The sequence below is a fragment of the Bradyrhizobium sp. P5_C12 genome, from assembly GCF_054049735.1.
Window position 1 is genome coordinate 104,576 of sequence record NZ_JBFULU010000012.1, and the last position, 13,854, is coordinate 118,429.

Annotated in this window: 10 protein-coding genes; 3 read left to right on the forward strand and 7 right to left on the reverse strand. The window is 64.7% G+C overall.

What is annotated here, in order from left to right; genetic code table 11:
- Positions 1 to 176: 176 nt before the first annotated feature.
- Positions 177 to 965, reverse strand: a complete 789-nt coding sequence (locus ACXJMY_RS13810) for an ABC transporter permease (RefSeq protein ID WP_456619884.1) — start codon at positions 963 to 965, stop codon at positions 177 to 179.
- A complete protein-coding gene (locus ACXJMY_RS13815; protein ID WP_456619885.1) occupies positions 965 to 1,783 on the reverse strand; it encodes an ABC transporter ATP-binding protein in 819 nt (272 codons plus the stop codon). The genes ACXJMY_RS13810 and ACXJMY_RS13815 overlap by 1 nt, the downstream gene beginning before the upstream one ends.
- Positions 1,784 to 1,925: 142 nt before the next feature.
- Between ACXJMY_RS13815 and ACXJMY_RS13820 the strand changes: the two genes are divergently transcribed.
- Complete coding sequence (locus tag ACXJMY_RS13820) at positions 1,926 to 2,708, forward strand: ATP-binding cassette domain-containing protein (protein WP_456619886.1); 783 nt, start codon at positions 1,926 to 1,928, stop codon at positions 2,706 to 2,708.
- Positions 2,705 to 4,264, forward strand: a complete 1,560-nt coding sequence (locus tag ACXJMY_RS13825) for a glycine betaine ABC transporter substrate-binding protein (RefSeq protein ID WP_456619887.1) — start codon at positions 2,705 to 2,707, stop codon at positions 4,262 to 4,264. Before ACXJMY_RS13820 ends, ACXJMY_RS13825 begins: the two co-directional genes overlap by 4 nt.
- 169 nt (positions 4,265 to 4,433) lie before the next feature.
- Here the strand turns inward: ACXJMY_RS13825 and ACXJMY_RS13830 are convergent, their stop codons facing one another.
- Together ACXJMY_RS13830 and ACXJMY_RS13835 are read right to left on the reverse strand one after the other, a co-directional pair.
- The gene (locus tag ACXJMY_RS13830) at positions 4,434 to 6,146 is read right to left on the reverse strand and encodes a sulfatase-like hydrolase/transferase (protein WP_456619888.1); all 1,713 of its coding nucleotides are present in this window, start codon (positions 6,144 to 6,146) and stop codon (positions 4,434 to 4,436) included.
- A 230-nt stretch (positions 6,147 to 6,376) separates the two neighbouring features.
- The gene (locus ACXJMY_RS13835) at positions 6,377 to 7,030 is read right to left on the reverse strand and encodes a TetR/AcrR family transcriptional regulator (protein WP_456619889.1); all 654 of its coding nucleotides are present in this window, start codon (positions 7,028 to 7,030) and stop codon (positions 6,377 to 6,379) included.
- A gap of 108 nt (positions 7,031 to 7,138) precedes the next feature.
- Here ACXJMY_RS13835 and ACXJMY_RS13840 point away from each other — a divergent pair, with 108 nt between their 5' ends.
- Positions 7,139 to 7,759, forward strand: a complete 621-nt coding sequence (locus ACXJMY_RS13840) for a hypothetical protein (protein ID WP_456619890.1) — start codon at positions 7,139 to 7,141, stop codon at positions 7,757 to 7,759.
- Positions 7,760 to 7,768: 9 nt separating this feature from the next.
- On the opposite strand, the gene ACXJMY_RS13845 is transcribed toward ACXJMY_RS13840, so the two are convergent.
- The 3 genes from ACXJMY_RS13845 to ACXJMY_RS13855 form a co-directional block, all read right to left on the reverse strand.
- Positions 7,769 to 8,620 (reverse strand): SDR family oxidoreductase, encoded by an 852-nt coding sequence (locus ACXJMY_RS13845; protein WP_456619891.1) that lies wholly within the window; start codon positions 8,618 to 8,620, stop codon positions 7,769 to 7,771.
- 450 nt (positions 8,621 to 9,070) lie between these two features.
- On the reverse strand, positions 9,071 to 10,171 hold the full coding sequence (locus ACXJMY_RS13850) for a DUF2336 domain-containing protein (protein WP_456619892.1): 1,101 nt from the start codon (positions 10,169 to 10,171) through the stop codon (positions 9,071 to 9,073).
- A gap of 51 nt (positions 10,172 to 10,222) precedes the next feature.
- Positions 10,223 to 13,546: a bifunctional diguanylate cyclase/phosphodiesterase gene (locus ACXJMY_RS13855; protein WP_456619893.1), complete on the reverse strand. Its 3,324-nt coding sequence runs from the start codon at positions 13,544 to 13,546 to the stop codon at positions 10,223 to 10,225.
- Between the last annotated feature and the right edge of the window lie 308 nt (positions 13,547 to 13,854).

Genomic DNA, 13,854 nt, shown 5'->3' on the forward strand with positions numbered 1-13,854 from the left:
GCCGAGGCCCGGCCTTGGCCATCGGCATCTGCCTGCGAGCGCTGCAACGAGGCGATGAAACTGTGACCGGTGCATCCTGAACTCCCATGCAGGTGGTTGCATGGGGGTATGACGCGTGGGCGCGCGTTCTATTCCGGCCGGTCAATCACATAAATGTCAGCAGGACAACGCGACAGCTAGCCACGTCCATCCAACGCTGTCGGCCGCCACACCAGCAAGCGCCGCTCCACCAGCGTCACCCCATAGTCGATCAGGATGACGAAGGCCGACAGCACGAACATGCCGGCGAATACGCCGGCGACATCGAAGATGCCTTCGGCCTGCTGGATCAGATAGCCGAGCCCCGCGGCCGATCCCAGATATTCGCCGACGACCGCGCCGACCACGGCGAAGCCGACCGAGGTGTGCAGCGAGGAGAACATCCACGACAGGGCCGACGGCCAATAGACATGCTGCATCAGCTGCCGCTCGCTCATGCCGAGCATGCGGCCGTTGTCGAGCACGGTGCGGCTGACCTCCTTGACGCCCTGATAGACGTTGAAGAACACGATGAAGAACACCAGTGTCACGCCAAGCGCGACCTTGGACCAGATGCCGAGGCCCAGCCACAGCGCGAAGATCGGCGCCAGCACCACGCGCGGCAGCGCGTTGACCATCTTCACATAGGGGTCGAATACCGCCGCGACCAGCGGCTGGCGCGCGAACCAGAAGCCGACCAGCACGCCGCCGAGCGATCCGATCACGAAGGCCAGGAGCGACTCCACCAGCGTGATCCAGAGATGCTTCCAGATCACGCCGGACGAAAACCACTTGACGATCTGGCTGAACACGTCGACCGGGTTGGAGAAGAAGAAGGGCGGCAGCAGGATCTTGCCGAACACCGGCACCGTCGACAGCACCTGCCACAGCACGATGCAGACGACGGCGACCAGGACTTGCAGTGCGAGCAGCGTCACGCGCGACATCAGACCGCCTCCGCCGCGTGCGTGGATTGGGCGTAGCCCTTCATCACCTCGTCCTTGAGCACGCTCCAGATCTCGCGATGGAGCGCATGGAACTCCTTGTCGAGCCGCACCTCGAAGATGTCGCGCGGCCGCGGCAAGCTCACGCGCCAGTCGCCGATGATGCGCGAGGACGGCCCCGCCGACATGATCACGACGCGGTCGGCGAGTGCGATCGCCTCTTCGAGATCATGGGTCACGAACAGCACGGCCTTGCGGTCGGCGTTCCAGAGGTCGAGCAGCAGGTTGCCCATCACCTGGCGCGTTTGCGCATCGAGCGGCCCGAACGGTTCGTCCATCAGGAGGATCTTCGGGTCGCGGATCAGCACCTGCGCCAGCGCCACGCGCTTGCGCTGGCCGCCGGAGAGCATGTGTGGATAACGGTTGGCGAAGGCACCCAGGCCGACCGAGGTCAGCCATTTCTGCGCCCGCGGCAGCGCCTCGGCGCGCGGCGTGCCCCTGATCTCGAGCCCGATCGCGACATTGTCGAGCGCGGTCTTCCAGGGGAACAACGCATCGGCCTGGAACAAGTAGCCGGCATCCCGATTCAGCCCCGCGAGCGGCCGGTCGAATATCTTGACGCTGCCGGCGGCAGGCTTCAGCAGGCCGGCCGCGACGTTGAGCAGGGTGGATTTTCCGCAGCCGGTTGGCCCGACGATGGCCACGAACTCGCCCTGCGCGACGGCCAGATGCGCCTTCTCGACCGCCGTGTAGACCCGCTCGTCCCCCAGCCGGAACGCGACCTTGGTATCCTCGAGCGCCACCGCCGTGGGCGTTGTCATGTGTTTCCTCCGAACCCGGACGATGCCTTAGCCTCTCGCGCAGCCAAGTTCAATCAAGCCGCCAAGCGTGGTACGCATAGGTCTTGCCGTGTCCTTACCCTCCCCTGGAGGGGAGGGTAAGAGAAGAGCGAGCCTCCGCCCGATGCCTTCCAGGCCAATGATCAGCTATTCCCACGTCGCCAAGAGCTTCGGCCCCACCAAGGCCGTGGACGATGTGTCGCTCGATATCGCCGAGGGCGAATTCTTGGCCATCGTCGGCGGCTCGGGCTCCGGAAAGACCACGCTGCTCCGGCTCGCCAACCGGCTGATCGAGGCGGATGGCGGCACGATCACGGTCGACGGCGAGGACGTGCAAGAGGTCGATCCGGTCGCGTTGCGACGCCGGATCGGCTACGTCTTCCAGAGCGGCGGACTGTTCCCGCATCTGAGTGTCGCCGACAATATCGGGATCACGCCGAAACTGCTGGGCGTGCCGGCGGCGGACATCGCAACACGCGTCGACGAGCTGCTGGAGCTCGTGCAGCTCGACCGGGCCGCGCATCGCGACCGGTTGCCCGAGGCGCTCTCCGGCGGCCAGCGCCAGCGTGTCGGCGTGGCCCGGGCGCTGGCGGCACGCCCCCGCATCGTGCTGATGGACGAGCCGTTCGGCGCCCTCGACCCCCTCACCCGCGATGCGCTCGGCGAAGACTATCGAGCGCTGCATCATAAGCTCGGGCTCACCACCATCATGATCACCCATGACATGACGGAGGCCATCCTGCTCGCCGACCGCATCGCGGTGATGCACGGCGGAAAGCTGCTCGCGCAGGGCACGCCGGCGGAGCTTTCGAAAAGCAGCGACGCCTATGTGCTGGAGCTGCTGCGGACGCCGCGGCGCCAGGTCGAGCGATTGAACGTGCTTTTGCCGCAGAGCGATGCGGCATGAGCCTCTTCTCCGATCCGCGCTGGGGCGAGGCGCTGTCGCATCTGCCCGACTATCTCGGCAATCATGTGCGGGTGAGCCTCGCCGCGCTCGCGCTCGGGCTGATCATCAGCCTGCCGCTGGCGATCCTCACGCGCAACCGTCCGGCGCCGCGCGGCATCCTGCTCGCGCTCGCCAGCATCGTGCAGACCGTGCCGGGACTGGCGCTGCTCGCGCTGTTCTATCCGTTGTTGCTGGCGGCGGCGTCCCTGACGCTCGCCTGGTTCGGCGTCTCATTCTCCGCGTTCGGCTTCCTGCCGGCGATGCTGGCACTGGCGCTCTATTCGATGCTGCCGGTGCTGCGCAACGGCATCACCGGGTTGAACGGCATCGACCCGGCGCTGATCGAAGCCGCCGAGGGGGTCGGCATGACCGCGCGGCAGTCGCTCGTCATGGTCGAGCTGCCGCTGGCGCTGCCGGTGATGATGGCCGGCATCCGCACCGCTGCGGTCTGGGTGATCGGCACCGCAACGCTGTCGACGCCGATCGGACAGACCAGCCTCGGCAACTATATCTTCGCCGGGCTCCAGACCCAGAACTGGGTGTTCGTGCTGTTCGGCTGCCTTGCGTCCGCCTTGCTGGCCCTCACCGTCGATCAACTGCTCGGCTTTATCGAGAGCGGCCTGCGCCGCCGCAGCCGCCTGCGTACTGTGTTCGGCGCCGCCGGCATCCTGGCGCTGGTGGCAGCAACGCTGGTGCCCTCGATGGGGCGTTCGTCGTCGGGCTACGTGGTCGGCGCCAAGACCTTTGCCGAGCAATATGTGCTGTCGGCGCTAATGAGGGACCGCCTCCAGGCGGCCGGTCTCACTGCCACCGCGCGCTCCGGCCTCGGTTCGAGCGTGATCTTCGAGGCGCTGAAGGCGGGCGACATCGATCTCTATGTCGACTATTCCGGCACGCTCTGGGCCAACCAGTTGCACCGCACGGATATCAAGCCGCGCGCTGAGCTGTTGGCGGAGCTCAAGACCGCGCTGGCGAAAGACAGCATCACCCTGCTCGGTGAACTCGGCTTCGAGAATGCCTATGCGCTGGTGATGCCGAAGCAGCGCGCCGAGGCGCTCGGGATCCGTAGCATCGCCGATCTCGCCGCGCATGCATCGAAGCTGTCGATCGCCGGCGACTACGAGTTCTTCTCGCGGCCCGAATGGGCCGCCTTGCAGAAGGCTTATGGACTGCAGTTCCGCGCGCAACGCCAGATGCAGCCGGATTTCATGTATGCGGCGGTCGCGGGCGGCGAGGTCGACGTGATCGCCGGCTACACCAGCGACGGGCTGATCGCTAAATACGATCTCGTGGTGCTCGATGATCCCAGGCACGCCATCCCGCCCTACGACGCGATCCTGCTGCTCGCGCCGAAACGCGCCGGCGACGAACGGTTGCAGGCGGCGCTCAAACCGCTACTCGGCAAGATCGACATCGCCACCATGCGCGAGGCAAACCTGCGCGCCGCCGGCAACGACGCGACTTCATCGCCGGATGTGGTGGCGAAGTGGCTATGGGAGAAGGTGGGCAGGCGGTAGGGCTGCGCCAATCATTCGGTGTCGTCCTGGCGAAAGCCAGGACCCATTACCCCAAGGCTCGGTTATGTGGGCGGTACTAGCAGCGCGCTTCAATTGATAGATCACGCGGTATGGGTCCTGGCCTTCGCCAGGACGACATTGGAGAGGCATGGGCGCTCCAACAGAACCGCTAAAGCCCCCGGATCATCCCGGCATTGATCAGCAGCCGGTTGAGCCGGCGCGCCTCGGCGCCGTCGTTGCAGCCGTAGAAGATGCCCTTGCAGCGGAGCATGATCTCCTTCTGCGCGGCGAAGGACGGGTCGAGCGGAATGCCGGCGGCTTCCTGGATGACCAGCGGCAGATAGGGACCGTCGACCGTGTCCATCACCGCATCGCTCTTCACCGGCTCGAAATTGACGGCGTCGATTGCGTAGTAGGTCGCATAGAGCCGCGGATCGTAGGCGTCGAGCCTCTTGCCGATGGCGCCTTCGTCGAGGCCGGGCTCGAGGATCTGCGGCGCGAATTCCGGCTGGTGATCGCCGTAGCGCACGATCAGGAACGGCTCGCCGGGAAACGTCTTCTTCAGGCCGGCGATGAAGGTCTTGTACTGCTCGGCGCTCATCGCCTGCCGGCGCAGATATTCGTCGATGGAGGGCGTGTTGCCCGGCGCGCGCCAGTTCGGCAGCAGTTCGGGGCGGAAGCGCGTCTCCCAGGGGAAATGATTGGCGCCGAGATAGATGAAGGTGAACAGCGGCTTGTTCGGCGTCCGCGTGCCCATCAACTGGAGCGCCTTGTCGTAGAAGAAACCGTCCGGCTCGACGTCCTTTGCGCCGAGATCCTTCGCGTCATAGAAGCGCTCGATGCCGGTGGTCAGCTGAAAGCTGCGCGCGCTCATGAACGCGCCAAAGGCGGGATAGAGCGACATGGTGTCGTAGCCGCAGCGACGCAGCGCCAGCGGCAGGCCGCGCTCGACGCGGCCCGTCGCGATGCGCGTCACGAAATAGGCGAAGCGGCCGAACGAGCGCGACGAGAGCCCTGCGAGCACGTTGTATTCGGTGAACCAGCTCGGGCCGCCATTGCTCTCGGCGAGAAAGCTGCGCTGCCGGCCGTCGTAGGATTCGAAGTGGCTGCCATAGCCCGGCGGCACCTTGATGCCCTGCGCGGCGCGGATGTCGAAACTCGACTCATCATGGATCATGATGATGTTCGGCCGGCGGCCCGCGGGATGGCAGGCGTCGATCAGCGGCATGTTGAGACGCTCGTTGGTCGAAGCGGCCGACTCCATGAAACCGTATTGCGCGAAGTCGGAGACCGCGCTGACGCCGGAGCGGAAGAATTTCGAGAGATAGCCGTCGTCGTAATAGCCGCGCCAGGCCTCGTCCGGATGATAGAGCGAATAGCCGACCAGTGCGGCGACACAGGCAAGCATGGAGGCAAGCGCCGGCAGGCGGCGGATGCGGAACGGGTCGAGCCACCATAGCGCATACATCAGCGGCAGCGTGACGAGGCCGGCCAGGATCACCGACCAGCGCAGGTTCGGGAAGATCGTGAACAGGAAAGCGACGGTGTCGCGGTCGATCATCATCAGGTCGATGAAGTTCACCGTCATCTGCACGACGTCGTGCTTGAGCCGCGACAGCAGCACCAGCACCACGACCATGGTCAACGACAGCGCGCCCGAGAGTGCGGGCCGCCGCAGCAGCGTGATCCAGAAGAAGTTGAGAATGCCCCAGGCCAGCACGAAAGACAGCCGCGAGCCGAAATCGGTCTCGGTCTCGTACATCAGCGCGAGCGCTGCGAGATGCGGCGCGGCGACCGCGAGCAAGCGCCAGATTCCGAGCGCGGCGACGCTGGCCAGCACGGCGGTGGCGGCAGAGGGACCTGGATTCGGCGCGGACGCCATCGACGACACGCAACAGCTGGTCCGGCGCGGTGATGCCGAGCCGTCGGGCCGGCCTGCGGCGCTCGGCGCAGCCGGAAAGCCTGCACCGTGTCATAAAACTGTAATTGAACGGTCACGGACAAGCAACGCAGGCCGCGCTCCGACCTTCGCTTAATGTTAGCGGGCGGCGAATGTGCCGCACGGCCAGCTCCATCTCCTCGCCATTAGGTCGGGCAAGGTCGGTCGCTGCGCTAGGGCTTGGCGATCCCCGCGATGAACAGGTCGATCACCCCTTCCGCCATCCGCTCGATCTCGCCCTCCTCCACCCCCCAGCGCGGGAAGTGTCCATCGAGATTCATCCGGGCCAAGCCATAGACCAGGGCGCGGCCTGCGATCTGGACGCGCTTGAGATCGTCCGACCGCAGCAGGCCCTGCTCGGCCGCCTCGGCCAGCACCCGCTCGGTCAGCGCGATGATCTCGGCATTGTCGCGCGTCAGTTCCGCCGAGCTGCCATGGGCAAAGTAGCGCCCCGTGGAGATGATCTCGAAATGCGCGGGATTGCGCATCGCCCAGCGCAGGTAAGCGAGGCCAAAGGCGCGGAAGCGGGCCAGCGGGTCGGCCGGCGACGCCTGGCCCAGCGCCGCCTCGATCTCGGTGCGAAAGCGGCGCTGCGCCTCCTCGGCCACCGCCGCCATCAGCGCATCGCGGCTGGGAAAGTGCCGGAACGGCGCCCCCGGCGACACCGCAGCCCGGCGTGCTGCCTCGCGAACCGAGACCTCGGCGCCCTCGGCTGCGAGTTGCAGTGCAGCATCGATCAGCACGCGGCGGAGATCGCCATGGTGATAGGACCGGGCTTCGGCCGCCCCGCGGCGGGTGCGGGGCTTGGACGTCGGACGGGTGGGCATGAAGCTGTTCTAGCATCACCCGAACGTGAATGTAAGCAGCGATTACACCGTTGGCGATATCCCCCTCCCCGGAATGTAATCGATGATTACATAATGGAGGGGACCACCATGTCGCATCGTCAAAGCTGGTTCGAAGGCTGGCGGCTGCTTGCCGTCCTTACCCTGAGTCTGATCATCCTGAGCCTGTGGATCGCTTCGATGCGGCAGTTCGAGGTCGAGGGCGTGCGGATGGTGATCCGCTTCACGGCACGAAGCTCGCTGCTCCTGTTCTGCCTCGCCTTCGGCGCCGCGGCGCTGGCGCGGCTCTGGCCCAATGCATGGACGCGCTGGCAGCGCCGCAACCGCCGCTATCTGGGTCTCAGCTTTGCGGCCTCCCACGCCATTCATGCGGTGGCTATCGTCGTGTTTGCCAAGATGGATCCGGCCGGCTTCGCAGAGGCGACCTCTGCCGCCTCTTTCATCTTCGGCGGCATCGGCTATGCCGTCATCATCGCCATGGCCGCGACCTCGTTCGACCGCACCGCCGCGCTGCTCGGGCCGCGCGCCTGGCGCGCGCTGCACCTCGTCGGCGGCTATTATCTCTGGTTCCAGTTCATGGTGTCGTTCGGCATGCGGGTGCCGGCGATGCCGCTCTATGCGGCCTTCCTCATCCCGCTGCTGATCGTGATGGCACTGCGCTTGATCGCGATGGCCGCCGATCCGCGCGGACGGACGGTCGAGGCAAGCTGAGCACAGGGCTCAGCCCTGCGGCAGGAGCCCGAGCCGCTTGGCGATGATGCGGTCGAGCGTCCGTTTCGGCAGCACGGCCCCAACCAGATGGCGCAGCCGGTCCGGCGTGATCTGGTAGCGCACCTTGGGGCTTGCGGCGGTCAACGCCTCGAACACGACCTCCGCAATCCGCTCGGCGGGCAGGCCCTTTGCGCCGAGCTCCATCATGAACGCCATGACCTTGTTGAGCGCCGGCAGATAGGGCGAGTTCTGGTAGACGGAGAGATCGATCTGCTCGGCCTTGCTCCAGATCGGCGTCTTCACCGCGCCGGGGGCGACGATGATCACGTCGATGCCGAACAGCATCAGCTCGCGGCGCAGGCTCTCCGAAAGGCCCTCGATGGCGTGCTTGGAGGTGCAGTAGGGCGCCGACAGGGGATTGCCGTTCTTGCCGGCGACCGAGCTGATCATCACGATCCGCCCCTTCGGCCCCTTCAGCGACGGATCGGCGCCGAGCAGCGGCCCAAAAGCCTGCGTCGCGATCACCGGGCCGATGACGTTGATGTCCATCTGCCGGCGGAAATCATCCGCCGACAATTCGAGGACGGGACCGGCGACCGCGATGCCGGCATTGTTGACGAGGCCCGCCAACGTCTCGCCGCCCAGCGCCTCGCGCACTGTTCGCGCGGCAGCCAGCACGGCGGCCTCGTCGGTGACGTCGAACAGCAGCGGTGTGAAATTGGCGCCGAACTCGCCTTTGAGCCGATCGGCGTCGGCCTGCTTGCGGACGCTGCCGAAGACACGATAGCCGCGCCCGATCAGGAATTTCGCAATGGCCCAGCCGATGCCGGTGGACGCGCCGGTGACGACGACAGAGCGCATGGTCTTTTCCCCCTCGATTCGCCGCGATCATGGAGGAGGTAGGCACCTGTGCGCAATGCTGTCTGGTTCTCAACGGGCGCACCGATGACGATTTTTGCACGAGCCAGGCACCGCAAGAAGGTGCAGCCAATGTCGATTCTTAGGATGAAGCGACACGCCAACGTCGCGCTGCAAGGATTACTGCGCGATCAAAATACAGATGAAGAGCCGAATCCTTGACTCTGAAGTCGCTCGGGTTTTGCGGTTCGGACGCTGGGAGAAAGGATTGCAGAAACGACGCGCGGCCAAGAATGTGCTTTAAGCGTCAGTTCTTCGTCTTGAGCGCGGGCTTCAGGCATCGAAGAGTTTGAATGAAGCAACAAAGCTTGCGAAGAATGCGAGCGGCGAGACGTCCCACCTCACCTCGGTTCGAATATACCGGATGAGCGATTAATTTTTGGTTTGGCCGCGCTAGTGGACAGAACCCTGGCCCGCCCGCTCGCGGAGCCGGTAGAATTGAAGCGCAGCCTTCGCGGTATTCGGCTTCAACCGGAGGAAGCTCGCAAAGCACTGCTCCAAGCGTTCTTTCGCCTCGTGGACCGAGCCGGGCTGAAACGTCAAGATCGCCTTCGTCGTGTCCCAGGATAGACCGATGGCCTTCGCGAGAATGAGAATCTGCTCGGGCTCGGAGCGGACCAGCGCACGCTCGATCGCTCCGATCGGCAGATCGCTCATGAGCGACAGGGCAACGGCAGTCTTGTCAAAACTTCGCTCGCCGATGAAGCCGAGCACCTGTGCCTCGTCGAGCTGGCCGCCCGAATGCAGGGACCTCACCTCGGCCAACGCCCGGGCATGCTCGCTCGAACCTGCCCGCGCCATCGTCTGAAGCTCGTCGGAGCCCTCCGCAATGGCGCTTCGGATCAGGGCTGCCTGGCGGGGGTCGGCCGCCTCCAGCTTGCATCTCACCATCTCGGATGCATGGACGAACAATTTCAGCAGGGTCTCGCGCGGAATATCGGGGCGAGCCCAGATGCACATGGCGAGCGCACCATTGTCCCGCGCCCGCCTGACGAGCCTGGAAATTCCCTGGGGCGAGAAGCTGGCCCCATCGTTGCCGGCGGTCCGCACGGCGACCTCGATGTTGCCGCGCTCGACGAGGACATCGGTGACGGGTTCCGTCAACCGGCTGCGGCCGGCGATGGCCAGCAGGTGATCCTGGCTCTTGGTCCGCGCATTCTCCGCCAAGCTCGCCTCGTCGAGCCGTGGCGAGTGCTCCAGGACCGGCGCCGCCACCTCGGGCGCGTCGTCAAACGCCAGCAAGCGGATCGTCCGGCGCGGCGCGTCAGGCAATCTGGAAAGCCGGCTCCCGAAGGTCGCCCGGGCGGCGCATTCGATATTCTTGAGGAGCGTGCTCATCACCTCATCGAACAGATCGATCTGCTCGTCGGTGAACTTGCCCGAACCGAACACGAAGAGATCGGCGACTTGGCGCAGGAGCTCGGCGCGCTTCGACAGCTCCCGGCTCGCCAGTGCGATCTCGAGCTGATCGATCAGGCCGTTTTCCAAATTCATCTCGCGTATCCCGGAGATTGAGTTGCCTGTGTTTCGACCGAGGTCATGAGATCACGCGACGTTTCGCGCCGGCAACGGCGAATCGAAACTGACTTCGGCGTTCGGCACCGGCCGCCCGAACAGATATCCCTGGACGAAGTCCACTCCCGCCGCTTGCAGGGCCTCGAACTGGGCACGGCTCTCGACCCCTTTGGCCACCGTGGCGACTTCGAGACCGCGCGCCAATGCGACGGCAGAGGCGACGACCGCCGCGCAGTCCCTTCGCGTTGCGCAGCCCTGCGCGATCGTCCGGTCGATCTTGAGCTTGTCGAACGGGAAGCTCTGGAGGTAGCTCCCCGCGGAATAACCCACGCCGCAATTGTCGAGGACGACGCCGACGCCGAGGTTCTTGAGCTGCCGGACCGTGAGCAGATGAGCCGGCAGATTCCCCTCCAGGAGCGCAACGTCGGGTATTTCGAGCTCGAGACGCTCGGGCGACAACCCCGACTCGACCAGCGCGCACAGGACGACGTCGAGCACGTTACTCCTGTGGAACTGGGCGGCGCTCATGTTGACGGCGACCTTGACGTGCGCCGGCCAGGCAGCCGCGTCCAGGCAGGCCTGTTGCAAGATCCATTCACCGAGCGGCACCATCAATCCGGCCTGCTCGGCGACATCGAGGAACTGCGAAGGCGCCAGCACGCCCTTCGACGGGTGATGCCAGCGCACGAAGCATTCCAGGCCGGTCATCGCGCGCGTTCCGGCATCGATCACCGGCTGGTAGTGCAGCTCGAACTCGTTGCGCGCCATTGCCTCGCGCAGTTCACCTTCGATCGACTTCTGTGTGTCGGCCGCCTCCGTCATCTCGGGCTGGAAGATGCGGAAATCATTCCTCCCTGCGGATTTTGTCGCATAAAGCGCCACATCCGCCTTCTGCAGCAAGGCCTCCGCGTCGGCACCGTGCTCCGGCGCGAAGGCGATGCCGACGCTGGTGCCGACACTGACGCGATCACCGCCGAGATCGAAGGGTTGCTCGATCAGGCCGATGATCCTCAAAGCCAGCGCGATCGCGCCTTCGCTCTGGTTCTTTTCATTCTCCTGGATGATCGCGAATTCGTCGCCGCCGAGGCGCGCCAGCACATCGGTGTCCCGCAGCGATGAACTCAGCCGCCGCGCCACCTCGATCAGCAACTGGTCGCCCGCAGCGTGACCGAGCGTATCGTTGACCGCCTTGAACCTGTCGAGATCCAGCATCAGCACGGTGAACGTCGTGCCATGACGCTGCGACCGCTTTGCAGCATCGTCGAGTTTCTCGGAGAACACGGCGCGGTTCGCAAGACCCGTCAGCAGATCGTGCTGCGCCAGATATGCGATGCGCTTCTCGTTCCGCGCCCGCTCGGTAATATCCTCATGGGTCGTGAGCCAGCCGCCGTCCTGCATCATGTGACGCGCAATCGCGATCACCCTGCCGTCGGCGAGTTCCCGGATCTCGCTCAGCTGCTTCACGTTCTGGCTGAGATAGACATCCGGCGCGACGTCGGCAAAATGCGTGCCTTTTTCGCGGCGATATTCGAGAATCTGCGCCAGCGAAGTACCCGGCCCGATCTGATCGCCGCTCAGATGATAAATTTCGGCATAGCGCGCGTTCGAGACCACGATCCGCTGGTCCGCATCGAACATGCAGAGCCCCTGGGACATGTTGTTGAGGGCGGCGTCGAAGCGGACGTTGATCGCCTGAAGCTCCGCGGCCCTCTGTGCCAGCAACCGCTCGTCGCGCTTTTGCTCAGTAACGTCTTCGTGCGTCGCGACCCAGCCGCCATCCGGCAGCGGCTTGCGCTGGATCAGGATCTGGCGCTGGTCTTTCAGCGCGTATTCCTGCTGTCGCTGGGTCGGCATGATCTGGACATGCTGGCCGACCGTCAGGGAGCTCGTTTCGCCGCGATCCGCATAGTGCTGCAATATCCGTTGCAGCGGCGTGCCGGGCCGCACCAGTTCGTCCGGCAGATCGTACATCTGCTGGTAGCGGCTGTTGGAGACGACCAGGTTCTTGTCGGCGTCAAACAGGCACAGTCCCTGGTTCATGTTGCTGATGGCGACATCGAACCGCGCATTGATGAGCTTCAGCTCGGCGGCATTTTCGGCCAGCAGGATCTCGTCTCGCCGCCTCTCGGTGATGTCCTGATGAGTCGCGACCCAGCCGCCGTCGGCCATGGGCGTGCGCAGGATCGAGATGATCCGGCCGTTGCCAAGTGTGAATATCCGCTGCGCCCGGTGCTTGGCCCCCTCGAGGAATTCCTCCGCATCCAGTTCGGCTCCCGTCGCCTTGTAGTGGCCGACGATGCTGCTGAGCGGCGTTCCAGGTTCGACCTGCGACTCCGTGAGATCATACATCTCGCGATAACGGCTGTTGGCGACCAATAGCCTCTCGTCGGCATCAAACATGCTGAGCCCATGCGGCATGTTGCTCAACGCTGCGTCGAACCGAGCACTCGCAGCCGCAAGCGCGTTCGTTTGCCGCCGCAGCAGGAATGTGCCGATCAGAATAATGCTGACGATCGCGGCAGCCAGCGGACCGAAGGTGTAGAGATGCCGGTACAGCGGCTGCAACACGTGACTACGCGTGTAAGTCACAATGAGAACCAGCGGCAGGCCGGACACGGCCTTGTACCCTGCAATGCGCGCGACGCCATCGATGGGGCTCGTGAGCTCGTATGAGCCCACCTCGGAGACCGGCAGATACTGGGTAAACAGCGGGCCGCCGGCGACCGACTTGCCCAGGACATCCTTCTGTTCCGGTACGCGCGCGAGGACCCGTCCGGTGCGATGGAGCAGGACCACCGAGCCGTCCGGGCCCAAATCGATCTTGCGATAGATCTTGAGGAGAAAGGATTGATCCAGCGGCGCAGTAACGACGCCCGCAAAGCTCCCATCCGGGTTGTTCAACCGGCGTGACGCCGCACTGAACCATTTGTCGCCGCCTGCCGAGCGATAGGGTGGCGCAACGAACAATCCGGTGCCGGCGCCATCGCGTTGCGCGATGAAGTGGGACATGTCGGAGATGTTGTTGCGCGGCAGCGCGTGATCGTAGGAATGCGCAACGACCGCGCCGGAGGCATCGGTCCAGCCGACCGCGACGAGAATCGACGAGCTCCTGACCAGTTGACGCAACGCGAGATTGGCCGCACCGGGATCGGCGTATTTTCCGGACAAAGCGTCCTTGCGGATCGCCTGCGCCTCCAGCAGCACACGATCGATATCTTCGAACGTCACCGCGGCATGCTCGGCGAGAATGGCCGAGAGATTGAGCGCGTCGGTTTTCGCCGATGCGACCGCTTCTCGATAGCGGATGCCCAGATCAACGAGAAACAGAGCGACGACAACGAGCGAAAACAGCATGCCAAGGATCGTGACGGACGATCCCGGCGATCCGGCCAGCCTTCGCCATGCGTTCAGCATTGTCCATCTGCGGTACGAGCAATGGCTCACCCTCGCCCGGCCGCGCTAAGATTTGGTTGATTGACCCATCGCAATTCGATCCCGTAGTCGTACGGAAATCAGGTCAGTAAAGGTGTCCTAATACTTGGGGAGCGCTGAAAAACACCCCATGCTGCGGCAAAACCGAAGCCGGTTTCGGCTGGAGCTTCGCGGCGCGGGGGAGCGGCGCGCGCGATCAGCGAGATCACACCGGCGCGAGGCGGACATCG